Source organism: Saccharococcus sp. Marseille-Q5394, assembly GCF_946901335.1.
GTDB lineage: Bacteria > Bacillota > Bacilli > Bacillales_A > Planococcaceae > Sporosarcina > Sporosarcina luteola_C.
The window spans coordinates 1,304,340-1,330,546 of the sequence record NZ_CAMPPQ010000001.1; the positions used below are offsets into that span (position 1 = coordinate 1,304,340).

At 42.3% G+C, this 26,207-nt stretch carries 27 protein-coding genes; 3 read left to right on the forward strand and 24 right to left on the reverse strand.

What is annotated here, in order from left to right; all coding sequences use genetic code 11:
* Nucleotides 1–33: 33 nt before the first annotated feature.
* The 17 genes from OC538_RS06485 to OC538_RS06565 all read right to left on the reverse strand — a co-directional run bounded on the left by OC538_RS06485 (nucleotide 34) and on the right by OC538_RS06565 (nucleotide 16,076).
* On the reverse strand, nucleotides 34–1,266 hold the full coding sequence (locus OC538_RS06485; protein ID WP_262173763.1) for a NupC/NupG family nucleoside CNT transporter: 1,233 nt from the start codon (nucleotides 1,264–1,266) through the stop codon (nucleotides 34–36).
* A gap of 499 nt (nucleotides 1,267–1,765) precedes the next feature.
* A complete protein-coding gene (locus tag OC538_RS06490; RefSeq protein ID WP_262173765.1) occupies nucleotides 1,766–2,743 on the reverse strand; it encodes an electron transfer flavoprotein subunit alpha/FixB family protein in 978 nt (325 codons plus the stop codon).
* Between the two features lie 28 nt (nucleotides 2,744–2,771).
* Nucleotides 2,772–3,542, reverse strand: coding sequence for an electron transfer flavoprotein subunit beta/FixA family protein (locus tag OC538_RS06495; RefSeq protein WP_262173766.1), 771 nt, complete (start codon nucleotides 3,540–3,542; stop codon nucleotides 2,772–2,774).
* Between the two features lie 36 nt (nucleotides 3,543–3,578).
* On the reverse strand, nucleotides 3,579–4,544 hold the full coding sequence (locus OC538_RS06500) for a nitronate monooxygenase (protein ID WP_316044278.1): 966 nt from the start codon (nucleotides 4,542–4,544) through the stop codon (nucleotides 3,579–3,581).
* 11 nt (nucleotides 4,545–4,555) lie between these two features.
* Complete coding sequence (locus OC538_RS06505; protein WP_262173767.1) at nucleotides 4,556–4,942, reverse strand: MaoC/PaaZ C-terminal domain-containing protein; 387 nt, start codon at nucleotides 4,940–4,942, stop codon at nucleotides 4,556–4,558.
* Between the two features lie 12 nt (nucleotides 4,943–4,954).
* Nucleotides 4,955–5,371, reverse strand: a complete 417-nt coding sequence (locus OC538_RS06510) for a MaoC family dehydratase N-terminal domain-containing protein (RefSeq protein WP_262173768.1) — start codon at nucleotides 5,369–5,371, stop codon at nucleotides 4,955–4,957.
* 30 nt (nucleotides 5,372–5,401) lie between these two features.
* Nucleotides 5,402–6,184: an enoyl-CoA hydratase/isomerase family protein gene (locus OC538_RS06515; RefSeq protein WP_262173769.1), complete on the reverse strand. Its 783-nt coding sequence runs from the start codon at nucleotides 6,182–6,184 to the stop codon at nucleotides 5,402–5,404.
* Nucleotides 6,185–6,197: 13 nt separating this feature from the next.
* Nucleotides 6,198–7,385 (reverse strand): lipid-transfer protein, encoded by a 1,188-nt coding sequence (locus tag OC538_RS06520; RefSeq protein ID WP_251693911.1) that lies wholly within the window; start codon nucleotides 7,383–7,385, stop codon nucleotides 6,198–6,200.
* Between the two features lie 211 nt (nucleotides 7,386–7,596).
* Nucleotides 7,597–9,177, reverse strand: coding sequence for a long-chain-fatty-acid--CoA ligase (locus OC538_RS06525; RefSeq protein WP_262173770.1), 1,581 nt, complete (start codon nucleotides 9,175–9,177; stop codon nucleotides 7,597–7,599).
* Between the two features lie 18 nt (nucleotides 9,178–9,195).
* Entirely contained in the window at nucleotides 9,196–10,146 is a 951-nt protein-coding gene (locus OC538_RS06530) for an MBL fold metallo-hydrolase (RefSeq protein WP_262173772.1), read from the reverse strand.
* A 33-nt stretch (nucleotides 10,147–10,179) separates the two neighbouring features.
* Nucleotides 10,180–10,980, reverse strand: a complete 801-nt coding sequence (locus OC538_RS06535; protein WP_262173773.1) for an SDR family NAD(P)-dependent oxidoreductase — start codon at nucleotides 10,978–10,980, stop codon at nucleotides 10,180–10,182.
* 18 nt (nucleotides 10,981–10,998) lie between these two features.
* A complete protein-coding gene (locus OC538_RS06540) occupies nucleotides 10,999–12,033 on the reverse strand; it encodes a CaiB/BaiF CoA transferase family protein (protein ID WP_262175178.1) in 1,035 nt (344 codons plus the stop codon).
* A 40-nt stretch (nucleotides 12,034–12,073) separates the two neighbouring features.
* Entirely contained in the window at nucleotides 12,074–13,225 is a 1,152-nt protein-coding gene (locus tag OC538_RS06545; RefSeq protein WP_262173774.1) for an acyl-CoA dehydrogenase family protein, read from the reverse strand.
* An 11-nt stretch (nucleotides 13,226–13,236) separates the two neighbouring features.
* Nucleotides 13,237–13,701: a MaoC/PaaZ C-terminal domain-containing protein gene (locus OC538_RS06550; protein ID WP_262173775.1), complete on the reverse strand. Its 465-nt coding sequence runs from the start codon at nucleotides 13,699–13,701 to the stop codon at nucleotides 13,237–13,239.
* Nucleotides 13,702–13,715: 14 nt separating this feature from the next.
* Nucleotides 13,716–14,870, reverse strand: a complete 1,155-nt coding sequence (locus OC538_RS06555) for a thiolase family protein (RefSeq protein WP_262173776.1) — start codon at nucleotides 14,868–14,870, stop codon at nucleotides 13,716–13,718.
* Entirely contained in the window at nucleotides 14,857–15,312 is a 456-nt protein-coding gene (locus OC538_RS06560; RefSeq protein ID WP_251693904.1) for a Zn-ribbon domain-containing OB-fold protein, read from the reverse strand. Before OC538_RS06560 ends, OC538_RS06555 begins: the two co-directional genes overlap by 14 nt.
* A gap of 20 nt (nucleotides 15,313–15,332) precedes the next feature.
* Nucleotides 15,333–16,076: an SDR family NAD(P)-dependent oxidoreductase gene (locus tag OC538_RS06565; RefSeq protein ID WP_262173777.1), complete on the reverse strand. Its 744-nt coding sequence runs from the start codon at nucleotides 16,074–16,076 to the stop codon at nucleotides 15,333–15,335.
* Between the two features lie 152 nt (nucleotides 16,077–16,228).
* Here OC538_RS06565 and OC538_RS06570 point away from each other — a divergent pair, with 152 nt between their 5' ends.
* Nucleotides 16,229–18,115, forward strand: a complete 1,887-nt coding sequence (locus OC538_RS06570; protein WP_262173778.1) for a helix-turn-helix domain-containing protein — start codon at nucleotides 16,229–16,231, stop codon at nucleotides 18,113–18,115.
* A gap of 88 nt (nucleotides 18,116–18,203) precedes the next feature.
* Here the strand turns inward: OC538_RS06570 and OC538_RS06575 are convergent, their stop codons facing one another.
* The 5 genes from OC538_RS06575 to OC538_RS06595 form a co-directional block, all read right to left on the reverse strand.
* On the reverse strand, nucleotides 18,204–19,499 hold the full coding sequence (locus OC538_RS06575; RefSeq protein ID WP_262173779.1) for a TRAP transporter large permease: 1,296 nt from the start codon (nucleotides 19,497–19,499) through the stop codon (nucleotides 18,204–18,206).
* A 1-nt stretch (nucleotide 19,500) separates the two neighbouring features.
* The gene (locus OC538_RS06580) at nucleotides 19,501–19,998 is read right to left on the reverse strand and encodes a TRAP transporter small permease (protein WP_262173781.1); all 498 of its coding nucleotides are present in this window, start codon (nucleotides 19,996–19,998) and stop codon (nucleotides 19,501–19,503) included.
* Between the two features lie 68 nt (nucleotides 19,999–20,066).
* A complete protein-coding gene (locus OC538_RS06585; RefSeq protein ID WP_262173783.1) occupies nucleotides 20,067–21,134 on the reverse strand; it encodes a TRAP transporter substrate-binding protein in 1,068 nt (355 codons plus the stop codon).
* A gap of 51 nt (nucleotides 21,135–21,185) precedes the next feature.
* Complete coding sequence (locus OC538_RS06590; protein WP_262173785.1) at nucleotides 21,186–22,424, reverse strand: acyl-CoA dehydrogenase family protein; 1,239 nt, start codon at nucleotides 22,422–22,424, stop codon at nucleotides 21,186–21,188.
* Between the two features lie 247 nt (nucleotides 22,425–22,671).
* The gene (locus tag OC538_RS06595) at nucleotides 22,672–23,274 is read right to left on the reverse strand and encodes a hypothetical protein (RefSeq protein WP_262173786.1); all 603 of its coding nucleotides are present in this window, start codon (nucleotides 23,272–23,274) and stop codon (nucleotides 22,672–22,674) included.
* Nucleotides 23,275–23,509: 235 nt separating this feature from the next.
* On the opposite strand from OC538_RS06595, the gene OC538_RS06600 reads away from it, so the two are divergent.
* Entirely contained in the window at nucleotides 23,510–23,674 is a 165-nt protein-coding gene (locus OC538_RS06600; protein ID WP_262173787.1) for a hypothetical protein, read from the forward strand.
* 259 nt (nucleotides 23,675–23,933) lie between these two features.
* Entirely contained in the window at nucleotides 23,934–24,410 is a 477-nt protein-coding gene (locus OC538_RS06605; RefSeq protein WP_262173788.1) for a hypothetical protein, read from the forward strand.
* Between the two features lie 570 nt (nucleotides 24,411–24,980).
* Here OC538_RS06605 and OC538_RS17955 read toward each other — a convergent pair.
* Together OC538_RS17955 and OC538_RS06615 are read right to left on the reverse strand one after the other, a co-directional pair.
* On the reverse strand, nucleotides 24,981–25,214 hold the full coding sequence (locus tag OC538_RS17955) for a flagellin (protein WP_410055865.1): 234 nt from the start codon (nucleotides 25,212–25,214) through the stop codon (nucleotides 24,981–24,983).
* Between the two features lie 119 nt (nucleotides 25,215–25,333).
* Nucleotides 25,334–26,203: a hypothetical protein gene (locus OC538_RS06615; protein WP_262173789.1), complete on the reverse strand. Its 870-nt coding sequence runs from the start codon at nucleotides 26,201–26,203 to the stop codon at nucleotides 25,334–25,336.
* Between the last annotated feature and the right edge of the window lie 4 nt (nucleotides 26,204–26,207).

The window sequence follows — 26,207 nt, forward strand, 5'->3', positions numbered from 1 at the left end:
CAAAAGGGTATGCGTCAAGATTCTCTAGTAGATTTAGAAGAAGAATATTCCTACAATCGCTCCGTTTAGCAAGTTAGCTAATGTAGCAGCAATCAATGCTTTAAGAGCCATCGCTTGAATATCCTTTTTACGAGTCGGTGCTACACCGATCATAATCCCGAGAATGATTCCGATTGATCCGATATTCGCAAAGCCGGATAATGCAAATGTCAGAATTGCAATCGATTTTTCGGAGAATTGTTCAATCATCGTTGAAAACGATGTAAATGCAACGAATTCATTTAAAATCATTTTCTGTCCAAGCAAGTTCCCTGCAGCAAGTGCTTCATCCCAAGGAATACCGATGATGAGCGCGACCGGCGCAAAGATATACCCCGTGATCGTTTCAAATGAGAGCTCAGGGAATCCGAATAATGATCCGACCCCGCCTAATATTCCGTTCAACAATGCAACAAGTCCAATAATAGAAATCAAGATGATCCCTGCATTGACAGCGAGGTTTAACCCTTCCCTAGAGCCATTGATAATGACATCCATAATATTGGTGTCTTTTTTAGATTCACCCATATAGTCGTCCATCTCTTTCCATTCATCTGGATTGAGAGGATCTGTCTCAGGAATGATCAGCTTTGCAAGCATTAAACCTGCGGGCGCGGACATTATCGCTGCAGATAGCAAGTACTCGATTGGAATACCCATTGCAGCCAACCCGATTAAAACTGCCCCCGAAACGGAAGCCAATCCACCAACCATGATGGCGAAAATTTGCGACCTAGACATCCGGCTAATATACGGCTTTACGGAAATAGCCGACTGTGTCATCCCTAAGAAGATATTCATCGCGGCATTTGTCGATTCGACATACCCCGTTTTCATGAACTTTGAAATTAATCCACCGAGCACTTTTACAATCAGCTGCATAATCCCGAAATAATATAAAAGTGAAATCAAAGCAGATAGGAAAACCATAATGGTTAGTACATTGATGGCAAATATAGATCCAACCGGACCGTTTTTATCTGCTAATGAACCGAATACGAAGGAGAGACCTTCCATCCCGTACCCCATCACTTTATTGACACCGTCAGATACAAACTCAACGACTGCAATTCCAGCTCCCCATTTAAGGACGATAAATCCTAATAGGACCTGTGCAAAAAATCCAACGAGCATTGTTCGAACGTTAATAATCTTTTTGTTTTCGGACATAAGATATGCAATAAATAAAATAACCGCACATCCGAAGATCCCCCATACTATACTCATTCTCAAAATCCTCCTCAGTTTTCGGAAAAGTAGGTAACCGGTTACACATTTTTAATAAAAAATATGGCAACCTGTTGTTTTTCCTTCTTCGTAGACAAGTTTATCTCTATGTCCAATTACTTCTTTAGTGTGTAACCGGTACCACATTGCGGTAGACGGTTCTCAAAAGGTTACTCTAATGATGTTCTCAAGCAAATAGTGTAACACATTACTCAAAAAGTGTATTCTTTTGGATTTGGAATGTCAATATGAATTTTCATAACGGAAAGTGTTAGACTTTTCATCAAAATTAAGCGACTCGATTACTTCGTGTCCAAATAAAAAAACGAGCTATCGTACGCACTTAAAGAAGTGAATACGATAGCCCGGTTTGTCAAAGTGTTTTTGATAGTTTTCCTTGCCTACTGCATTGCTAGAACGATTTTACTTACCCATCTTTCTCCTTTAAACCGAGGTTTACCTGTCGGAAAGCTGATTTTGATTGCGCTATTTTTAGGTGTTATGCATGCACATGCAACTGTTTGATTTCTTCAATCATCATTGGGATAACCTCAAACAGATCGCCGACAATTCCGTAATCGGCTACCTTGAATATGTTTGCTTCAGGATCCTTATTGATGGCTACGATGATTTTCGAATTGGACATCCCAGCCATATGCTGAATGGCCCCCGAAATTCCTGCCGCGATGTAAAGATCCGGTGTAACGACTTTACCTGTTTGCCCTATTTGCAAGGAGTAATCACAGTAATCCGCGTCACATGCACCGCGGGATGCGCCGACTGCACCGCCGAGAAGATTCGCCAACTCTTGCAGCGGCTTGAAACCGTCTGCGCTTTTCACGCCCCGACCGCCAGCAATGACCACTTTTGCTTCGGAAAGATCGACGCCCTCTGTCGATTTGCGTACCACTTCTTTGATGGCGGTGCGGAGATTTGTAATATCAACCGACAAGGAAGTGACGTCGCCAGTACGACTGCCGTCTTTTTCAAGAGAAGCGATGTTGTTTGGACGGACAGTGAAAAGTAGCATGCCATCCTTGTGCTTCACTTTTTCGAACGCTTTCCCAGAATAGATGGGCCGGATAAAAAGCGCATCATCGTTTTCCCCTTCAATCGCTGTCACATCGGAGATCAAGCCGGTTGATAGTTTACTAGCTATTTTCGGTGACAAATCTTTCCCTAGTGCCGTATGGCCGAAAACGATCGCTTCCGGTTTTTCCTGTTCGTACACGGCCATGAATCCTTGGCTGTAACCATCCGATGTGTAATATTTCAAATGTGGGTGTTCCACTGTTACAACACGGTCCGCCCCATATTGAATCAATTCTTCTGCTAGCGAAGCAATACCATCACCGAGCAGGACTGCTACAACTTCGCCGGCTCCTGCCACCGTTTTCGCAGCAGCAATTGCTTCAAATGAAACATATCGTAAAGTCCCTTCGCGTGCTTCCCCGAACACTAACACTTTTTTAGACATAATGAATCCCTCCTGATTTATGAATCTGTCAAATGACTTTTGCTTCTGAATGGAGCAAAGCGACAAGTTCTTGTACTTGCGCTGCAATATCGCCTTCCAGTACACGGCCAGCCGCTTTTTGTGGCGGCAAGTATACTTCCAACGTTTCCGTTTTTGCTTTCACATCGTCCTCGTCAATGTCCAGATCGTCAAGGTCTAGCTCTTCAAGCGGTTTCTTCTTCGCTTTCATGATGCCAGGCAAGGATGGATAGCGTGGCTCATTCAAGCCTTGTTGCGCAGTCACCAACAATGGGAGTGATGTTTCGAGTGTCTCGGAATCCCCTTCGACGTCACGGACGATTTTCACGGATGAACCATCTATTTCCAGGCTTGTGATTGTCGTAACATAGTTGATGCCTAGCAATTCGGCGACTCGTGGACCGATCTGGCCGGAACCCCCATCGATTGCAACGTTTCCTGCAAGGATCAGATCTACCTTTTTGTCGTCCAAATAGTCAACGATGATTTTTGCCGCCGTGAATTCGTCCATTTCATCAAGATCTTCCGTATTGATAAGAACGGCTTTGTCCGCCCCCATTGCGAGTGCTGTGCGCAATTGCTTTTCCGCTTCCTCATCGCCGATTGTCAAGACCGTCACTTCACCGCCTTGTGCGTCACGGATTTGAATCGCTTCTTCTATCGCGTATTCATCGTACGGGTTGATGATGAACTCGGCTCCGTCTTCTACAATTTTCCCGTCTTTCACTGTGATTTTTTCTTCAGTATCGAATGTTCGTTTTACAAGTACATAAATGTTCATTCAACAAAACCTCCATTGTATATTCAACACGTATTTTCAAATATGCCGTAATCGCTCTACTGTTTGAAGATACTCCTCCTGTAACCTTTCCACGATTGATGCAATCGATTGGATTTCTGTGATTGCCCCGACGCCTTGCCCAGCACCCCAAATATTTTTCCATGCTTTCGGTTCATTTTCGCGGAAGTTGGAGTTAAAATCTCGTTTCTGCTGTAAATTTTCGGGATCGAGACCAGCCTTCACGATGCTTGGGATCAAATAATTTCCTTTGACGCCCGAGATGGCACCGGTGTAAAGAATCTCCGTCGCTGTAGCTTCAAGTAGCATTTCCTTATACTCAGCGTCCGCCAACGTCTCCTCCGCCGCTATGAATCTCGTACCCATATAAGCGAAATCCGCTCCTAACGCTTGTACGGCAGCAATGTCCCGACCGTTCGAAATGCAGCCCGCTACAATTGTTAGCCCTTGCCAAAATTGCTTAACCTCACCCACAAATGCAAACGGATTCAGCGTACCGCCATGACCACCAGCACCGTTGCAGACAAGGATGAGCCCATCCACACCCGCTTCTGCCGCTTTTCGGGCATGCTTGGTGGAGATGACATCCGACAGGACCACGCCACCGTAATCATGGACAATATCTACAATCGCCTGGGGATTGCCAAGTGAAGTAATGACAATCGGAGGCTCGTATTTCCGAATTGCCTCCAAATGTACATCTAGCTGCCTGTTCGTCTTATGTACAATAAGATTGACTCCCCATGGCGAAATGATTTCTGACGTATTGAGTTTCGCCGGATCTAATGCTTCACGAATCGTCTGAAACCAATTTTCCAGCGCTTCGGGACTCCGTGCATTCAGCAGAGGAAATGTCCCGATTATACCTGCTTTACAAGCTTCAATGACTGATTCCGGGCTAGAGACTAGGAACATTGGTGCCATAATGACCGGAATGATTGTCTTCCCGAGCATCTTCTTTTCCTTCCCATCCACTATGTCCACTTCCCTCACTCCTATCGCTGTATGCGGATTGTGAACTTGGCTTCCACTTTCACTTCTCCCGCTTCATTGGCCGCAGATGCCTCACAATGCAGCCGGTCGCCAGCATCATCCGTAACACAGCCATTGATCATGATTTTTTCGCCGGGTCTTGTCATCGCCTTGAAACGAACTGTAAAGTTATCTAACCGGCCCGATGGGAACCAACCTTCAATCGCCTGGCCGACAAAGCCCATAATCATCATGCCATGTGCAATGACGTCTCCTAGCCCCGCCTCTTGCGCAAAAGGGACGACTGTATGGATCGGGTTGAAATCACCTGATGCCCCAGCATACCGGACAATCTGTGTATGGGTTATCTTTTCTTTCTGCAACGTTTCTAAATGCCGGCTAACCGTCAAACCAATCGCCTCCTAATGTCTTTCAATAATTGTTGAGCGGCTTATAAGCACCAATTCCCCGTGCTGATTTAGAAATGTCTTTTTCAACACGATAAAATTCATCTTTGCTTTCATAAAAACTTTTTCGACTTCCGTATGAACGGTGATTTCATCCCCTGCTTCTAGAACGCCGGCATACTCGTAACTTTGCTCCCCGTGCAGCACTTTGGACAAGTTCAATCCGAGAACCTTTGACATGGAAATTTGCCCGCCCCAAAATTCAATGACAGTCGGAAAAGTTGGCGGCACTGCATCGCCATTTAAGTACTTTTCACTGGTATAGCCAAGGGCGGTGGCGAATTCCTTTATCTTCCCTTTTTCAATCCTATAGGTGAATGAATCAATCTTCGTATTTTTGATTTGTTCTAAACGCGGATCGGCATAGACCAAGCAAGTTCCCTCCTTTTTCCGTCTAAAGCATCAATGATAGACGGGTTTTCGTTTTTCGAAAAATGCTTGCACACCTTCTTTGAAGTCGTCGGATTCAAAACAAATGCTTTGTGACTGTTTTTCAGCTTCAAACGTCTTTTCCAATTCTTCCAACGTACCTGAGGTTGCCATTTGTTTAATAAGCCCCATTGCTAATGTTGGATTTCCCGCCACTTGCCTTGCAACACGCAATGTTTCCCCGAGCAGCTCTCCATCTTCCACTACACGATTGACAACACCCAGCTTCTGCATTTCATCAGAATGCACTTTCTCCCCAAGAAGCATCAGTTCCATCGCTTTATGCCTGCCAACGAGTTGCGGGAGGAAGTATAGTGAACCTAAATCGGGAACAACTCCAATTTTGATGAAACTTTGTATAAAAACCGCAGATTTCGCTGCGAAAATCATATCGCACGCAAGTGCTAAGCTAAAGCCGGCACCCGCAGCTGCACCGTGGACTGCTGCGATGATCGGTTTTTGCAAACGAAGCATGAGTCGGATCAGTTCATGACTTCTTTCCATCCTGTTTTGAATCTCTTTAGAATCTAGTAGTTGAAGTGCTTTTAAATTGCCGCCCGCTGAAAACACGTTTCCTTTGCCTGTCAAAACAATCGATCGAACTGAACGGTCATCACCAACCATTTGGAAGAATTCCTTCAATTCTTCTCGCATCTCCTCGGCAAGCGCATTGCGCAATTCAGGTTTATTCAATGAAACGATACAGACTGCTCCATCCATCCGGATGTCGATTGAATGATAATGGTCATACCGCATTTAGCCACCCCCATCATGTTTTTTTATACATCGTCACAATGACCGCACCGCCAAGACCAAGGTTGTGTTGCAAAGCTACGCGCGCATGTTCCACTTGTCTTTTCCCGGTCACTCCCCGAAGCTGCCAGACCAATTCGGTACATTGCGCCAAACCGGTCGCTCCGATCGGATGGCCTTTGGACATCAAGCCGCCCGAAGGATTGACAACGAACTTTCCACCGTACGTATTGTCACCGTCATTGATGAACTTCTCGGCTCCCCCCTCTTCGCATAGGCCAAGCCCTTCATAGGTGATCACTTCGTTCGGGGTGAAGCAGTCATGCAGTTCGACGACATCAATGTCTTCTACACCGATACCCGCTTGTTCGAATACTTGACTCGCAGCCCGTTTCGTCATGTCCGCTCCTACCAAATTCATCGCACCTGTTGTAAATGTCAGCTCGTTATCTGTAGCCATCGCCTGGGCGATAATTTCGACAGCATCCTCATGCCCATGCTTTTTCGCGAAATCCTCGCTGCAGATAATTGCAGCCGCGGCACCGCAAGATGGTGGGCATGCACAGAATCTTGTCAAGTAGGGAGGGAAAATCATCGGTGAATTCTGCACTTCCTCAACTGTCAAAGGCTTGTCGAACATCGAGTAAGGATTATGAATGGCATGGCTGCGCGTCTTCACCGCCACTTTGGCGAAAATATCCGGGCTCGCCCCATATTTTTCGATGTATTCCATTCCGCCAGATCCGAACATTCTAGCTGCACGTGGAGATTCCAATGAATAACCAGGCATCAACTCTTCTAATCGATCGACAAATGCCTTCATCGGCGTCGTTCGATCTCCGTACACTGTCGAAAGCGCTCCGGGCTTCATCTCTTCAAAGCCGAACGCTAGCGCACATTCAACAATACCGTTCTCGACTGCCTGCCGGGCCAGAAATAGAGCCGTAGAGCCGGATGAACAATTATTATTGACGTTAAAAACAGGTATCCCGCTTACACCGACTTTATACAAGGCCGCTTGTCCAGAAGTACTGTCACCATAAACATAACTGGCATAGGCATGTTCTATTTCTTTGAACTCAATTCCCGCATCTTTAATTGCACCTTTAATCGCTTTGGATGCCATCACTTCGTATGGATCCTGCATACCGGGCTTTACAAACTTCACCATGTCGACGCCAATCACTTTGACTTTTCTTTTCATGCACGTATCCCCCTTTTTATAAATGTCAACTTTTTCTCACACCATTTTTCTTTTATTCAAAAGATTACTACCACTTTACCGTTTGTTCTATGCTTCTTACTATGTAGGAAACCTACAAAGAACTTAGTTTTTATTGTTAACTCCATATACACTCAAAGCAAAGTAATAAAAAAGCTTAAACAGTAACATTCCGTTACCATCTAAGCTGGGTTCATTTCATTAACTCTTCTTTCATCAGTTGCCGTTTCATTATTTTTCCGACCGCTGTTTTAGGAAGAGACTTACGGAATTCAAAAATTTTCGGCACTTTATACGTTGCAAGCCTTTCTTTGCAAAAGGATATGATTTCTTCTTCAGTCATCTTTTGACCTTCCTTCAGCACAATAACACATTTAACCGTTTCTCCACGATACGAATCTGGCACGCCGAACACACACGCTTCAAATACGGCAGGATGTTCATAAACTACATTTTCAACCTCTATCGGATAAATATTATAGCCGCTTGCAATGATCAAATCTTTTTTTCTTCCCACAATAAAGAAATAGCCGTCTTCATCCATCACCGCGATGTCGCCCGTTGCCATCCATCCGTCAATCAATGCTTGAGCGGTTTCATCCGGGTTGTTCCAGTATCCCTTCATCACTTGCGGTCCTTTGATCAGCAATTCCCCTTCTTCGCCTGCGGGAACTTCCACATTTCGATCTTCCAGCTTGACGATTTTGCAATCGACGCCCGGGATTGGAATTCCGATACTACCAGTCTTTTTTTGCGATAGTGGATTGCGATGTGTAACAAGTACTTCTGACATTCCATAGCCTTCCATAATTTGCGCACCAGAACGTTCTTCAAATTCCTTGATCACTTCCAACGGTAACGGTGCTGTTCCGCATGTACATATTTTCAAACTTTTTAAATCATCGTCGTCAATCTCATCACTGTTCAGTAAAGCGATATAAATGGTTGGCGCGCCGATAAAAATAGTAGGAGCATATTTTAGCAGCAACTCTTTCACTTTTAGGATGTTAAACCGTCTCACAATAATATAGGTACCACCCACAGCGATTGTAAGATTAAGGTAGCCAATCCCCATTACATGAGCCATTGGTGTATTGCCGAGTGTAATCTCTTCATTTTCCCTTAAAAAGTAGAATACACGGTTTTGAATGATATAGCCGACTATGTTATAATGTGTCAGCATTACACCTTTTGCATTACCGGTTGTGCCGCCTGTGTATTGAATGAAGGCGACGTCCTCCATTGGATTGATTGGGACATTCGGCAATTGGATGTTTGCTGTCTCCTCATCATGAAAGCAGATACGTTGAAATAAATCCCTTTCCGCGTCAAAAACAACTTTTTCGATTTCTGAACTTAATTCGATTGCCTTCAATTTAGGGACTTGGGCGTCATCACATACAATCCATTTAGCCTTACTATCATTCAAGATATGGGTAAGTTCGCTCGACTGATAGAGTGTATTTACTTGGACTTGCGTGCAGCCAAGCCGTTGTAGGGCAAAATAGCACACGACGTATTCTGCACAATTCGGTAACATCACCGCGACGTGATCGCCTTTTTTCATACCCTGCTTATAAAGATATTTAGCAAGACGCTCCGTGGCTACCTTTAATTCCGAATAGGTCATCACAAGTTCCTCATCAATGACAGCGAGTGATGATGGGGATTTTCCAACTGCCTCTTCGAAGGTATCGTAAATTGATACATCCGTTGGAATTTCCACGTCATAAGGAATTCCTTCAGGATAAAAATCATGCCATTTTCTTCTCATTTTCCAAGCCCCTTTCCACTACCATTTCAAGTATTCCGGCCTAGCAATATGGGTCTGAATAAACGCCTCAACAAATTGCGTACAAACCTCATCATCCCTCAGCAACTGTTGCAAATGTTTATAGATGCCGATGACTTCATTCTTTAAACGTAAAATCGAACCTTCTCGTTGTTCTTTCCGATAAAAAATGTCTTGTTCAATCAATTGATCCGGGGAGACCCCATTACGGATACACCGGGAAATTTTCTCATGCCGCTTTTCAATTATATTTAAAAAATCGATGACTTTTTCGTTATACTCCTTTTTGGAAACGATTCCTTTATGATGCCCCGTTACAAAGTACTTGGCTCCAAGATCTCCAACTTTTTTTGCGGATGTGATAAAATCGTCGATTTCGGCTTCCAATTCATTATAAAATGGACCAAAGGATGTCAAGTCGAAATCTCCTACATAGGCAATTCCGTATTTTTCAATATATGGGACCGTATACCCTTCCGAATGGCCCGGGGCATGGATAAAATGTACATCGATGCCCGCAATTTCAATCGGCTTATCCATCGGATATATATAATCCGCCTGAATTGTACGTTTTCCAATGGAGATGTCCCCGAAATGCCTGTTTTCCTGTTGCTTCAACCAAATTGGAAATGTCTTCTCATCTTGAAATGCTAGCATTCCGTCCGCATGCGAGATGGCATGGATATCCGAAGCTTTTTCAAAATCAAACGGATTGATATACACGTTAGCTTTCGGGAAAAAAGGGACGCCCCACACGTGATCGATGTGATGATGGGTTAAGTAAATATCACGCACGAAATAGTTTTTTTCAATATACTTCAAACTGTCGAAACCGGCTCCGCATTCCAATAATGCGGATTCCCGGTCGTTCGTCAGCAGCAATGTCGTACAAAACGGCACTTTGCTTGAATTGTCTCCAAAAATTTCAATGGGTCCGATTTTTTCATACATCCCATCACCACCCGTCTCCTTCTTATTGTCAAATCAAGTGTAAGAACCACCGTTAATTTGTAACACTTGGCCATTCACATAATTGGACATTGGAGAAGCAAGGTAAAGGATTCCCTCCGCTGCTTCCCGCGTCTGCCCCGTCCTTTTTTGCGGGACTTTGTCGATAAACATTTGCCTCACTTTGTCTGGAATGCCTGTCTGGTCTTCACTAGATTCAAGTGATTGTGTCATCCTTGTTTCGATGAACCCAAACGCTACCGCATTTGAATTGATGTTATAACGCCCCCACTCCTGGGCAACGACTTTTGTCAATCCAACAACTCCTGCTTTGGCAGACGAATAGTTTGCTTGTCCCACATTTCCCCGAAGACCTGAAACGGATGAGACATTAATGATTTTCCGGTAATTCACAATCCCTTGTTCGATTTCATTTTTTGCTGCTTCTCGCATATAAGGAGCCGCCTCGCGGATTAATCGAAAAGGAGCGACCAAATGGATATCCAACACTTGTTGAAACTGTTCATCCGTCATTTTATGGATCAAACTATCACGTGTCACACCGGCGTTATTCACTAAAATATCGATTCTTCCAAACTTCTCTACCGTTTCTTCTATCAACAGACGTGGAAACTCCGAATTTGTAATATCCCCGCAAATCGCAAGAGCCTGGCCTCCGTTTTTCACGATTTCGCTTTCCACTTCAGCCGCAGGTTGTGTGTCCAAATCTGAAATGACAACAATTGCACCATTTTCTGCGAACAACAATGCAGTTTCTCTGCCGATTCCTCTTCCTGCTCCTGTAATAATCGCAACTTTTCCATCTAAAAGACCCATCTTTACTTCCCCTTTACTTTAATCATTTTGAAGCGCTATCTTCACTGGATATTGGATTTTAATCCGATTATCTTCTTCGATGATTGCATTCCGATACTTCAAATGCGGATCTTTCAACAAATCGTTAATCATGTTGACACGACTGACGGGTAAGTCGACTTCATTGAATATCGCCAGCCATTCGGACAATGTTTTTTGAGCAATTATCGTTTCAATTTTGCGATTAATGATTTCAGCATTTTCCATTCGCTTCGTCCAACTGTTAAACAAATTGTCGAGTAAAAATTCTTTCATTCCAACAGTTTCGCAAAAAGTTTCCCAAAACTTCTCTTCTACACAAGCAATAGAAATATATTTCATGTCTTTCGTCAGAAATGTGTTGTATGCTCCCCTGCTCATAAAATCGGACTTGGTTGGTTCGTTCCTTCCATAATACTCCGCAATGCGGGGACCCATTAAAGCAAGTGCACTTTCCACCAAAGATACATCGAGATAAACGCCGCCTGAATTCGTACGCACTTTATTCAATAATGCCCCTAAAATTGAAATCGTCGCATAGAGTGAAGCAGCAAGATCTGCGATTTGAATACCTCCAGCCGCTTCCGGGGCTCCATTCGGCTGCCCGCTGATACTCAGGACACCAGCGACCGCCAAGTAGTTCAAATCATGTCCCGGAAGATTGCGGTACGGTCCATTTTGCCCGTAGCCCGAGATGGAACAATAAATGAGTTCTGGATTAAGTTTTGCAACATCCTCTTTCCCGAAACCTAATCTTTCCATAACCCCTGGTCTAAAACCTTCAATTAGTACGTCACTGTTTTCAATCAATTCCCTGAGTGTTTCCTGATCTTGCTTGTTTTTCAAGTCGAGCACTACACTCGTTTTTTGTCTATTCAATGTTTCAAATAACCCTGGAATCATATGACGAGCCGGATCACCGCCATCAGGCCGCTCCACTTTTATCACTTCGGCCCCTAATTCCGCCAAAATATTGGTTGCAAAAGGACCCGGCAATAAATTCGTCAAGTCCACAACCTTGATTCCTTCTAGCATTCTCACTTCGGTCACCTCTCTCATTCATTTCCAATTGTGGTCACACAAAAGCGGATATGCCTAACACTTCTCGTCCGATGATCAATTTTTGTATTTCGTTTGTTCCCTCAGCAATGGTAAAGTACCGGATATCACGATAATAGCGCTCTACAGGAAACTCTTTTGTATACCCGTACCCTCCATGGATCTGCAAAGCCTCTTCCGCTACTCTTAGTACGCGATCCGTTGCAAAGTATTTGGCCATTGAACATTCCACTTTTGCATCTTTCCCTTGGTCAAGCAAGGAGCTTGCTTGCTGCCCGAGCAAGCGCATCGCATTCGTCAACGTAATCATTTCACTTATCTTTTCCTGAATCAATTGAAAACTTCCAATCGGCTTCCCGAACTGATGGCGCTCCTTCACATATTTAATGGAAGCATCCAAACAAGCTTGAGAAATGCCTGTGGCAATATATGCAACCATGGCACGTGCACTGTTCAAAAATTTCAACCCTTGTTTCAATCCTTCTCCTACATTGCCTAGAACATTTTCGGCAGGGACTTCACTGTTTTCGAAAACCAGTTCAGCAAACGGACAACTTACAGTACCCATTTTCTCGATTTTTGTAGCTAGAAAAGATGTTTCTTCTTTATCAATCAGCAAAGCGGCAATCCCTTTATTCCCTAATGTTTGATCTGTCTGTGCGATGACAATGCCAATTTCACCTTCCAAGCCGTTGGTGATGAAGATTTTAGTGCCATTCAGAATCCATTTTTCATCCTTTAATTCAGCACGCATTTCAACGCTTGATGCGTCCGATCCGACATTCGGCTCCGTAAGGGCAAAGAAACCGAGCTTTTCCCCGCGCAGCAACGGACCTAAGTGTTTTTCCTTCTGTTCCTCCGTCCCATATTCATAGATATGCGTGAGGACGGAGTTGGAAATGCCGACCGTCGCTCGTAAAGAAGGCCATACTCGGGATAATTCTTCTATCATTGTAAAATAGGTTGTGTAATCCAGACCATGGCCGCCTGCTTCCTCGGGTAGCAGCCCACCCAAAAAGCCAAAAGGGACAAGCTTCTGCACAATCTCCTTTGTAACAGGTTTTTCATTTCGTTCATATTCTTCCACCATAGGTGCAATTTCCTTTTCAAGAAATTTCACCAATGTCTCTTTGATCATTACTTGTTCATCCGTTAATTGATAAGCCATTCCAAATCCCCCTAGTTCGTTCTCCTTGCAATCATCATCGGTGTCAATCCCTCTTGAACCGTGATTCCGTTTTGATTTATGATTTTCCGATTAAATTTCACTATTCCACGATCTTGTTTGCTCGTATCCTTCTTATCAATGATTTCAATTTCCAGGTGAATCGTATCGCTAATTTTGATAGGCGCTAAAAACTTCCATGATTCAAGACCTAAAAGTGCAATCAGATTTTTACTCATTCGTCGATTCAGCTCTGTGCGTGTAAACAGGCCGGACCCGATAGACAGGCCTAACAACCCATGAGCAATCCGTTCTTGAAAAACTGTGTTTTTGGCATACTCCTTATCCATATGAAGCAAATTATAATCACCTGATAATCCTGCAAAATTGACGACATCCGTTTCTGTAACAGTACGTGAAGGAGATAAGAATTTATCTCCTATTTGAAAATCCTCATAGAACAGCCCACTATCTTCCATCCTTTTCTACCCCCTCACCGCTGTAATATTGTTACTGCACTATTTGGACCTGCCCCCATCGCATGTGCCAAACCGACCTTAGGATCGGACACTTGTCGATGACCGGCCTCTCCCCGTAATTGCAATACAATCTCATGAATTTGTGCCAAAGCCGTCGCACCAAGTGGATGACCTCTGGATAACAGTCCGCCATCCGTGTTAACCGGCAATCTTCCCGTCAAATCGAAGACACCTTCGCGCAACAATTCAGGTGCTGCTCCTCTTGCACAAAAACCAAGTTTTTCAATGTCCCACAATTCACCAGGTCCCATACTGTCGTATGCTTGCACGACCTGGACATCCTCTGGACCGCAGCCTGCCTTTTCGTACGCTTCCCGGGCTGACTTTTCGACAATGCCTTCCGAAGGGTAGTGGTGGACGCTTGCCGTAATGCCGGATTGATACGATTCTTCCCCGTATACACCCGATACCAATACGGAACTTGCAACACGAATTGCACGATCGCTCGTCGGCTTATTCGTCAAAATCATCGCGACCGCCCCATCCGCCAATGGACAGCAATTCAGTAAACGAAGTGGAGATGCGACCATTGCCGATTGGAGCACTTCCTCTACGGTGACATCTTTTTGGAATCGGGCATTGGGATTTAGCGAACCGTTTCGCCTGTTTTTCACACTGACTCTCGCGAAATCCTCTACAGTAGCTCCGTATTGGTGCATGTATTCCATCGTTTCCAGTGCATAATTAGCCGGTTGCACATTAAAGCCCATCGCTAACTGCCAACTTGGAAAAGCAGTACTCGGAATCGGTCCCCTGGGCATTTTTTCAAATCCGATGGCGAGTACGGTTTTGTATTGCCCTAAACGAATTGAATCGTAAGCAAGTCGAAAAGCTGTAGCTCCGCTTGAGCAAGCATTTTCTACATTGACGATGGGAATGCCCGTAAATCCAACTTCACCTACTACTCGATGCCCGGAAGCTGTTCCTTGATAGACACTTCCTGCAAAAACTGCGTCCACTTCTCCCCACTTGATTTGAGCGTCTTTTAAGGCAGCTACAATCGCTTCTGCTCCCATCGAACTGGTAGAAACACCAGGGAAAAAACCCCACTTTGTTGTATAGGTTCCTTGAACATATACATCTTTCCATTGGGCGTTATTCACCATCATCTCTCACCCCTTCCCGGAGCGTGCTATCCGCTTTGAACTTGAAAGTCATGACATCGTGCTCATCTTCTTCATACAACTTCACTACAACCATCTCGACACGTTCATCAGCCGATAGCGTAGAATCATCCACGAGCTGTGAGAATATATTTATTCCTTCATCCAATTGCACGATTCCATATGTATAAGGAACCTCACCTTTATAAAAACCGCCAGCTGGTTGTCTTTCCACTTTTGTTAGCATCAAGACGCGTCCTTTGCCGGAAAATAGTATCTCTTCCAATGACTCTTTATGACAATGCATACAAAAATTCAGGGTTTTTCGAGGAAAAAACATCTCTCCACACGCCCTGCATCGACTTCCCATCAAGTGTGGATTGTCATCTGCTTCCATTTGCCACAAACCATCCATTATGGGAATGGCTTTACGTTCGATATTTGCCATTGCGTTCGCCTCCCGTTCGATTAGCCGAATCTTCCGCCTGTCACGTGTAAAATATCCCCTGTAATATAAGAGGAAGCATCCGATGCGAAAAACATCACTGCATCTGCAACGTCTTCGGTTGTGCCTACACGTTTGATGGGTGAATCACGCTTTTGAAGCTCTTTAATCTTTTCGGCCTTCGGATGGTTCCGTAATGCATTTGTTTCAATCAAACCTGGCGCAATCGCATTTACAGTAATGTTGTACCTGCCCAATTCCTTTGCAAGCGCTTTCGTCAGACCGAGAACACCGGACTTTGCAGAGGAATAATTGGACTGTCCCGGATTTCCCAAATAAGCACGGGAAGCAATATTGACAATTTTCCCGTATTCTTGAGAAATCATATGCTCAGCCGTATATTTAGCAAAAAGGAAGGAACCTTTTAAACAGACATCTACTACAAGATCCCAATCTTCCTCTTCCATTTCAGTTATCCTTGCATCACGGACAACCCCCGCATTGTTCACTAAAATATCAATCTTTCCAAACTGTTCTTTTGTTTTTTCAATCACTTCGATTACTTCTTTTTTTTGTGAAACATCCGCTGGAAATGAATGAACGTTGAAACCGTCCATTTGAAATTCCGTCACCGTATCTTCACAAGCGGTTTTATTAATATCGGTAATGATGACTGTAGCGCCTTCAGCAAGCATTTTGCGAGCAATTTCTTTGCCAATTCCATCCGCCCCGCCCGTCACGATTGCGATCCGATCTTGAAATCTCATTGAATAACCCCTTTCATCTACACTATTTCCCTCATTTTACTTCTTTTCTAAAAGGTCAACTATGTCAATTAACTACAATACTCACTCACTTTGTTGTATAATTCATACTAATTAATAGATTTAAAAATGAGAGAATTGAAAGGAGCCTTCCGATGATCCAAAGCGAACTCACTTACAGTGACTTTATTGGTGAACTGATTCCACTCATCCAAAGCAACCATTACGATGAGATAAAATGGGATGCATTAAAAGCGAGACTTCATGAGGATTACAGAGATGAAAAATTACAATCACACTTTTATGCACTTCAAACTTTAAAGCAGAAAGCGGATTTCTTGAAATTCTCTACCAGTACATTCGAAATCCTGCATCAAATCAACTTGGAAGTCGCTTCTCTAGCCCCGCTGACCGATATTCTGAATTTAAGTGCTACGCATCTATTGGATGTTTCCAAAGCACACTCTGTCCTCGTCGGAATGATAAATCATGAGAAAGCTTGCATGCGTATCGAAGCAGTTGCCGGTATCGGGAAATCCGATCTGTTGTTTTTCGAGGAATCTCTACATTCACCGTTTCAAATGCAATTATCGAACAATCAGGAACCGTTCATCTTGGCGGATATTTCCGAGCATACATCTTTGGAAAGCCCACTTCTTCAAAACCTGAAGGAAAAAAACATCGTTTCCCTTATCTGTTCCCCATTGGTTGCTCATGGCGAACGGATTGGCATCATCTTTTTAGCTCGAACCGTTTTGTATCATTCCAAGCTGCCTTTACTGCAAATGCTCAAAAACTTTTGTTACCAAACAGCACTGTCCATTTCAAATGCAAAACTGTATTCAAATGAAGTCCGGGTAAGTGAACTGCACGACGAACTCTTTGAAGAAGCACTCAATAAGGGCGGAAACGAAGGGATTTTACAAAAAGTGGCCAATTTCATTGAAGAACCGATTTTATTGCTCGATGAATTTGGCAATTGCATTTACGAAGCAGCGCCGCGAAATGCGACTTACAACATTGACCATTTCAATCACGCGGAGTTGTATAAATGTGTCCTTCAATCCGAGTATAATCATCAAACTTCTTTTGAAGTAATCCATAAGAATCAAACCTTCTCCGTTTTCACGATTACCCTGCATAATCGGACTGTTGCATATGTAATCGTTCCTAAAAGAATGAATGCATTTGATCGGTTGAGTGTCGTTGCAATCGAGCAAGCCAAAAACGTCCTTGCACTGCAAATCAACCAAGAGAAAACGAGCATTGAAGTTGAAAATCGATTGCGCCAAGACTATTTGCATGATTTGATATCAGGGCTGGAAACAGAGGAAAATCTCATTCGAAGAGCGCGTTATTTAAACATCTCATTTGAAAAGACGTACGCCATTCTTGTAATGAGCCCAATAGAAGGTGAAGAGGACCATACGGCATCGCTGAATCGGGTGCTGGAAAAGTTCAGTTACCTGATTGATAAGGAACTATTGCCACTTAGCATGATTCAAGGTCAAAAAATCATCCTCGTCACACCTGAAAAAAATATCCGGACCGTAGCAAAATTCGCGCTCAACTACGTAGAGGACAAGCATCCTGACCTACAATTCCGCATCGGGATTAGCAACGCCATAGTACAAGTAAAAGACTATCTAAAAGGATTCAACGAGGCGAAAAAAGCTGCTGAATTCGCCCATTCATTTCAATTCAAAACACCCATTGTACATTTCAAGGAACTTGGAATCATTGGGTTGTTATTCAATACGGAAAATACGGAGTACATGAAAGAATTTATGGATCGATACCTCGGAAAAATCATTAAATATGAGAATCAAAACAAATCTGAGTTACTGAAAACATTAGAGGTGTTTCTGGATAACGAATCAGCTATTCAAGTGTCAGCTGAAAAGCTACATATACACTACAACACTCTGCGCTATCGGTTAAACCGGATTGAAGAAATACTGGAAATCGATTTAGCGCACACACAAAACCGTCTGAACCTTCAAATCGCCATCATCATCCATCGGCTCGTTAAACACGATTGACGAAAAAAAATAGAGAGTGAAGAAATGAATGCATTTCCACTCTCTATTTCTATTTGTCTGAAACTAGCATTTCTTCCCATATGATTCATTACATTTTGGATGGTAGAAACAATGCAATTTCAGGGTAGAAGTACAAGATGAGAATCATTACAATGATTGGAATAATAAACCTGGCTGCACCTTTGAAGATAGTTTCAAGTGAATAATTAGAAACTCCTTTCAATACATAACAATTCATCCCTACCGGTGGTGTGATTAACCCTAATTCAATGATCAAAACAATAATCACCCCAAACCATATTAAATCCATATCCATTGCATTTATGATTGGTAAAATAATTGGAATCGTAATGACGATCATCGCCAAAGAATCCATGAAAGCACCAAGAATGAGATACATAACGATGATTAGCATAAATATGACAAAGTTCGGCATAGAAAGTGAATCAATCGCATCCGCCATAAGCATCGGAACTCTCGTAATTGCAAGAAAATAATTTAACATGAATGCTGCCAACATGATGGCAAACAAGAAACCGGTAGTTTTTAACGTATTGGAGGCAGACTCGATAAAATTCCTGAACGTCAATTTCCGATTCAGTAAAGCTGTAAGCATGGCTCCAAATGCACCCACTGCTGCTGCTTCCGTCGGACTGAAGAAACCGATATACATTCCGCCAATAACGACGCTAAATAAGATTAAGATCCAAATTGTCGATTTGAGAGAAAGGATTCTTTCCTTCCATCCACCGCCAGATGTTACAGGGGCAATGTCCGGATCAAGCCTCGCTGAAATATAGACTGTTAACATATATAACCCGGTTAACATAATGCCCGGGATAATACCTGCAATAAGAAGCTTTCCGATGGATTGCTCGGTTAACATGCCATAAACGATAAATGCCGTGCTCGGTGGAATAAGAATCCCCAACGTTCCTCCAGCAACAATTGTCCCAGCGGAGAACGAATCTTTATATCCGAATCGATCCATCTCCTTCGATGCAATCGCACCCATTGTTCCAGTTGTCGCCAAGCTAGAGCCGGAAGCAGCCGCAAAAATCGCTGACGCACCAATTGTCGCTAAGCCGAGTCCCCCTCTTAAACGCCCCATCCACAAGCGGAACATTTTAAACAATTCATTACTAATGCCTGACACAAATAGCAATTCGCCCATCCATATAAAAAGAGGAATTGTAGTTAGTGTATAACTGAAGCTATGATCCCAAATAATTGTCTCAATAGCGGTAGTAAGTGTGTTCCAGCCTTTTAAATAGCATATTCCAAGAAAAGCGGGTATCGCCATCGCAATGGCAATCGGGAATCTCAAAAACATGAGAATGAACATTAACACAATGCCCATCAATCCGATTAGCTCGATGTTCACATTACTCCTCCTTTCCAGCAAAGAAAATAACAGTGGAACGGACTACCTTTAACAGGGCTTCCAGCCCCCACATCGTAAAACCTAATGCGATGATGAATCGAAACGGAAAATGTGGGACGCCAAGCAAATCTGTCGTTTTCACATTCCCGATCATTGAATTCAATCCAATCTTTAAGCTGACCCATCCAATGAGGATACAAATGATGAACGTGGAAAGATAGCTGATGACATCTATAAATTCTTGAACTTTTCGCGGTAACCGATCGACAATCAATCCGATGGAAATATGGGCATTCTCTTTTTGCGTGTATGCGAGCGCGAACATAATTAACACGACCATGCCAAGTTGCATGAATTCAACATCTCCCACGACTGGAGCACCCAAGTTACGGCTGATGACTGCATAAGTCGTAAAAATCACCATACTCGTCATTGTGAAAATCGCAATCCATCTTGAAATTGTCGTTAGAAACCCTATCCACTTCTCCACAATTCCCATTTATTTCACCTCCATATGTAAAAAATATGTCTTGATTGACAACCAAGACATATTCTTTTCCACTAAAATTAGAACGGTAGTTGTAATCCTTCTTCAAGAATCATTTTTTTAAAGTCCTCCATCATCTGATCTCCCGGATAACCTTTCGCATTCGCATCTGCGACCCAATCATCCCAAATCGTCTTTGCGGAAGCTTTAAATTTCGCCTCTTCTTCAGGAGCCAATTCAATGATTTCTCCCTTGCCTTCAATTAGCTTATCCAGTTCGACATACGCTTTGTCCAATTCCTTTTTGTGCGTCTCACTCAACAACTCAGCCAATTTCGGTCCAAGCACTTCATCAAACATTTTTTGCAAGTCTTCTGGCAGCGATTCATAGTATTCTTTGTTCATGATTGGCGTAACAGGCGTAACGGTTGTTCCCAATTTCATTACATTTGGTGCCACCTCATAGTATTTGTGACCCAAAACGCCGATTGTCGAATAGAAAGCGGTATCCAACGTACCCTTTTGCAAAGCTTCATACGTTTCATCCAAAGGAATCGATACAGGAACACCGCCCCACGCTTCTACAAGCGGGACATCCGACTTACCTTGAACTCTCATTTTCAATCCTCTTATATCTTCAATTTTTCGAATTGGTTTTTGGGAAAATAGATTATATGGATCGGTTACATAACTTCCACCCAAATAATGAACTTCTTCTTCAATTGCATCGACAGCGTATTTTTCCCCGAACTTCGTCATGATTTCACTGCCTACCTGAGAATCCGGGAAAGCGAACGGCAAGTTTCCAATTGTGTAAGGGAAGAAAATACTATCATAATAGTATGTTGAAATGACCAACCCTATATCGGCAATACCACCTCGGGTATCTTCAAAAGCTGAAGTCGGCTTTCCTAAAGTCCCTCCGTGATATACATTTACCTTCACACGTCCATTAGTTTCTTTTTCCACAAATTCTGTCCATGGTTCATAAACGTTGTACACGTAGTGATGCGTGGAAGGCTGAATGTTACTGACGTTCAACTCGTATACTTTTTTAGAGTCACTGTTCTCTGAACCACTGTCCACTTTACTGCAAGCACCTAGGATTAATAGAAACGCCAAGCCCAAAATAGCGAAAACCTTTTTCATCTATCTCACTCCTCTTCTTATGAAAGTAACCGCTTTCATTTCTTTTTCAAATCAAAATTGCAAATCGCCTTGCAACAATTTTTTCGCAATTGTTCTTTTTTGAATCTCGGTTGTCCCATCTGGAATACGCATCATCCTTGCCCATCTCCACGCTTTTTCAAGTTTCATTTCGTTCGTCAACCCCATCCCACCGCAAATTTGCATGCAATTATCAATGACCCTTTGTGCCATTTCTGTACAGAATGCTTTGATCATTGATATTTCCTTCAGCGGTAATTCAGATTGATTTTCCATTTTCCATGCGCAGTTCAGCAGCATATTACGCCCGGCGTAAATATCCATCGCACAATCAGCTAACATCATTTGAATCGCTTGGTGGTTCCCGATCGTCACCCCGAACGTTTTACGTTCATTCGCATAATTGACTGCAATTTTTAATGCCCATTGTGCAACACCTACACATAAAGCCGCCATGACGATACGTCCCAAATCCACTCCTTTTAACGCTTTCCCAAACCCTTGATGTAAATCTCCAATAATATACTTCTGATGGACACGGGCATTTTCAAATGAAATGATTGCCGTTGCAGATCCCAAATGACCTAGCACTGGAATCGTCGATGTCGGGACAACCGTCACGCCATCGATTGGAACGAGAAAACAACTGATTCCACCTTTTCTCGCCTTTGCTAGTTCCGGATCTGTAATCGCGAAAGTCATCACATATTTGGCGTAATGGGCATTTGTTATCCATTGCTTCGTTCCATTGATCACCCATTCGTCCCCGTCTTGTACAGCCTTAGTTTGCATATTCCAAATATCTGAACCAGCATCCGGCTCACTTAGACCAAAGCAGAGCAATGTTTCTCCACCAGAAATTTCTTTCAGCACTTCTTCACGGATCTCTTCTTGTAGACCAAGCAATACAGGTGTTAATCCACCTGTGAATAAGCCCCTTGGGAACATTTCATAAGAAAAAGGGTCGATGCCGTGCTTCTTTGTCATATGTTCAAAGATCAAGGCAATTGAAACAGGACCGAAAATGTCACCTGATCCGCCTAATTCAGGTTCCCCAAACATATTGTAAAATCCAGCTTCGGCCGACTTCATCCGAATCTGTTTAAATGCTTCCACGACGTTTGCGGAATAGGTTCCATCCTCATTATAAAAATAACGTTCATTTTCCAACTCGCGCTTATACTTTTCTTGAAGTGGGACAACTTCTGCTTCAATAAATTTGTTTATTGCTGCAAGAACTTCTTTAACATCATCATTTATAGTGAAATCCAAATTGATTACCCCTTTCAAATATTCTAACTATAATCGAATTCTACCGAGTAGGGTCTCGTACTTCTATGTCAATTATAAACAAAGATGATTACTTTTTTTGTAGGGTACCTACATGAGGGTGCTTTTACTATATACAAAGCTTGGAATAATAAAAAACGAGTATGTCATTGACTAAACGTCAATTTCATACTCACATTTTCTTAAAGAGTAAACTCTTCAGAGATTTTCACTTTAGTGTTACAGCAATTTAATTCAAATTCCTACGAACAAACTCCGAATCGATCGTTGTTCCAAATTCCCTTTCAAGTTTTTCAAAAATCGGCAACAGGCCATTTTTGATAATTGATGAAATTTGATTGGTTTTCTTCTTTTCAACCGCTTTCCCAAGCTTCGAAAGCTCGGCTTGCATGTTGGACGTCATCTGTTGATACATTTCCCAGTCGGAAGGGCGCTCCTTGCTACTACTAACTACTTTGAGCATATCATTCAGCCACTCTACCCCGCCTAACAGCATTTCAAATCTGTCCCATGTATCGCTCGTCGGAACGCGGTTAAAATCATTGGCAAGTGTGCTCACTTCCGGGATTACACGCTGCAAATACTCCTCTGCCGACAGAAGGACATCATTCATGAATTCCTTTTCTGTCTTAATGACGACCTCAAGCACCTTGATCTCGTCCAAGTTACTCTCCAAATACTCTTCATGCTCATCGTAAACTTCTGTACCATCAGCAATAAAATGACTGAAATAATACCCTTCCGTCACGTTCTCATTAATCCGTTCAATCACTTCTTCTACTAACGGTTTCACTTTATACTCAATATGTTGTTCCCCGATAATCAATTTCAAAATTGCTGCCTCCATCAAATCCAAATTTGCAGTGCTATTGGTTATATCGGTTAGTATGGACATTATTTCAGTTTAACAAAAATGCATAATCAAACATATATCGTTCTTGAATAAGAAGATGCTTCTTCCTTCCTCAAATCCTGGACGTATTCGGCAACCACCTATTAAGGTAAGCATCAAAGGTAATTCTCTCTTTCTTGTATTGTAGATTATCACAAGAATGGGAGGAAGATTTATGTTCACAAGACTTGAGCAATTTAAATCCGGACAAGTTATCAAAGGAAAACAATTATGCGATAAACCGGATTGCGGTGAAGAATTTAAATGGTTTTTTCAGAATGGCGGTAGAAATTTAGAAGTAATCGAGGATGCGAAAAGGCAGATGAAGAAGTGTCTTTGAAGATTATTGACAAGGACAGGCTGATGCAAAATGTTACTGACATAATAGTCAAAGACTCGTGTTTTAAAGTCGATTTCGAATGAGAACGTCCACAACGGCGTTCTTTTTTCATTATCCCAAACAGAGAAAGGACAGGAGGGGCAGGAATGCAAAAGAAGGAACAGGATCAGTTGAAAAATCTTATAAATATTTACAGGGAATAAGAAGGGTTTACCCTCTCTCTGTCGAAATGTGGAGATAGAAGGGAGTGATTGTTCTAATGGAGTTTATAAAAAACGACTTAGAGCCTATAAAACAATGGATTTGTGATGCTTGTGGCGAAATTATTCCTAATGCCGAGAGTGGATGGTTAGAATGGTATAGAGATATACTGCCGGATGATGAAATAGGCAAAAATAAAGGATATCGAATTGTCCATCATGACTCAAGGTGTATGTATAATGCCCGGCTATTATACAAAGAGAATAAATTGACTGCTGATATGCACCTTGACCATTATGTGGGCCATGACGGACTAGTATCTTTGCTATCAAAAGTGCAATATGATACTGAGGAAAACAATGAGGAGCTTGTAGAAATAATAAGGAGGCTTCATGTGCCGTATTTTGAAGAAGCAAGACAACTCCATCATCTTGCGGAAGAAGACGGATATTTCGTAGGAGAAAACGAAGTAACTCGTTATCTAACAAGCACCTCCAAACACATTCTAAATCGTTATAATAAGGTGAGTTATTGATCCTTCACAAGAACATCCTAATAAGGTTGTTAATTTGCAAGGTTTAGGAATCGTTCACATGTATTTATTTGGAGGGATAAGCTTTTTCACTTGTTTCTTCAATTGATGCTGTTGGAGCTATTGGGAATTATTACGGCTATTTTCAAAGTAGCAAAGATTCAATGTTTGTAAGGTGCCAAACTCTATTCGCTTATGCTAGTAAGTTGCTTGCTAGCTGCGAAGTTATGGATCAAATATCTAACCTACATGAAGCACACGTATTTAGTACGGTGCTTTTTAATATTTCTAATGAAATATTTATTCTTCTTAAAAATACGGCTAAACTGAGCGTATTATACTAGCGAGGATGACGCTGAATTGGATGAAAAAAGAATGGGATGAAGTAGTGTTCTTTAAGCCATCCACTACTTATCACATTACTCATAAAAAGCGGTCCAGAGGCCCAGACCGCCACTATTTGATGTCCGTCTCGTGTCATGGCAATTGCCTATGACGGTCTATCCTAGTCGTTGAACGTACCCACGGTTTCCCGACATGGGCTCCGCTTCAATTGTCCGATTTCTTTGTTTTTCAAGCTGCCGCGTCTACCGTTACCAGTCTGACACCTTGTCTGTCACTGCTTATGAAGCAGCTAGACATAAGCCAAAGTGGTTCCTCAGCTGTTAATTTTTCGGAAGATGAACCAATGTTGTTGATTGTGTGTTCTTGGCGATTTTGCATAATTCCTAATTTAGAACGCTTAGCCAGAAAAGTTATCCAGTCAAAGATTTGGCCACATATTTTCAGAAGATTGCTAGACCAGATGCATCATCTCACGCTTAATTTTTTGTCCCAAGAATAATTGTTTGGGTGCATTTGTACCAAATATGAATATAAGTAATAGAATTAATCACTCTAATTTGTACTTTACATGATAGTAGTTACTATCGAATATATTCATAATCAGAGGGCTTTTTCGCATAGCCTTCAAAGTTTTTTTCACGTGGTGAGTTTTGAATTTCTTTGATAATTTTTAAAGGGAGCTTTACCGTCACTGCCGTTTCTATTTTATTCCCGTGCAGCTTCATAACTTCCCTTAAATATGATTCTCTTAATGGCGTATAGACGTGTGATCCGCCGTAGTCAGCTACATTGCAAACGATGATATTGCAATACAATATACGGTGTAAAGAATCCGATATTGAATAGTAATAATTTAAATCCTGATTAAAAGCTACTATGAATAAAGTTTGAACTTTTTTTTGCAAGATTTGGTGAATCGGTAAGTTTAAATAATCTACACAAATTAAAACCGCCCAATTTCCATATTCCTCACTTTTAAATAAGTAAAGCTTATTACTTGGAGAAAAGTGGTACCCTTCTTCCTTAATAAAATTTTCTTCTACTGAAGCCGGGTATAATTTTGGTATTCTCCAAACCATCGCTCTTTCCTTTGCCCCTGAATTTTTTTCAGCACCTGGTACAGCGATAAAAGCTTCATTCTGAATAAACTTTTTCCCATTTCTTGTGTATTTATGATAAAATTCCACACCGCCTATGATCATTAAGTTATGTTCATTGCATATTTCAGGTATGTGGGTATCCAAATATTTCCTCGGCACAGAAACTTCAGGAAGCACTAAAAAGTCTGCCCCATCTTGTTTAGCAACTTCGAGAGCCTTACGTATTTTCCGCCACATCTCTTTAGGATTTTTATAACTTAACCCATTTTTGCTGTCATATATCTCAGTTCCTAAATCAAAGCTTCCTATCTGTCCAACTGTTATTTTTATATTCTCCTTCATTTCTTTCACAGTT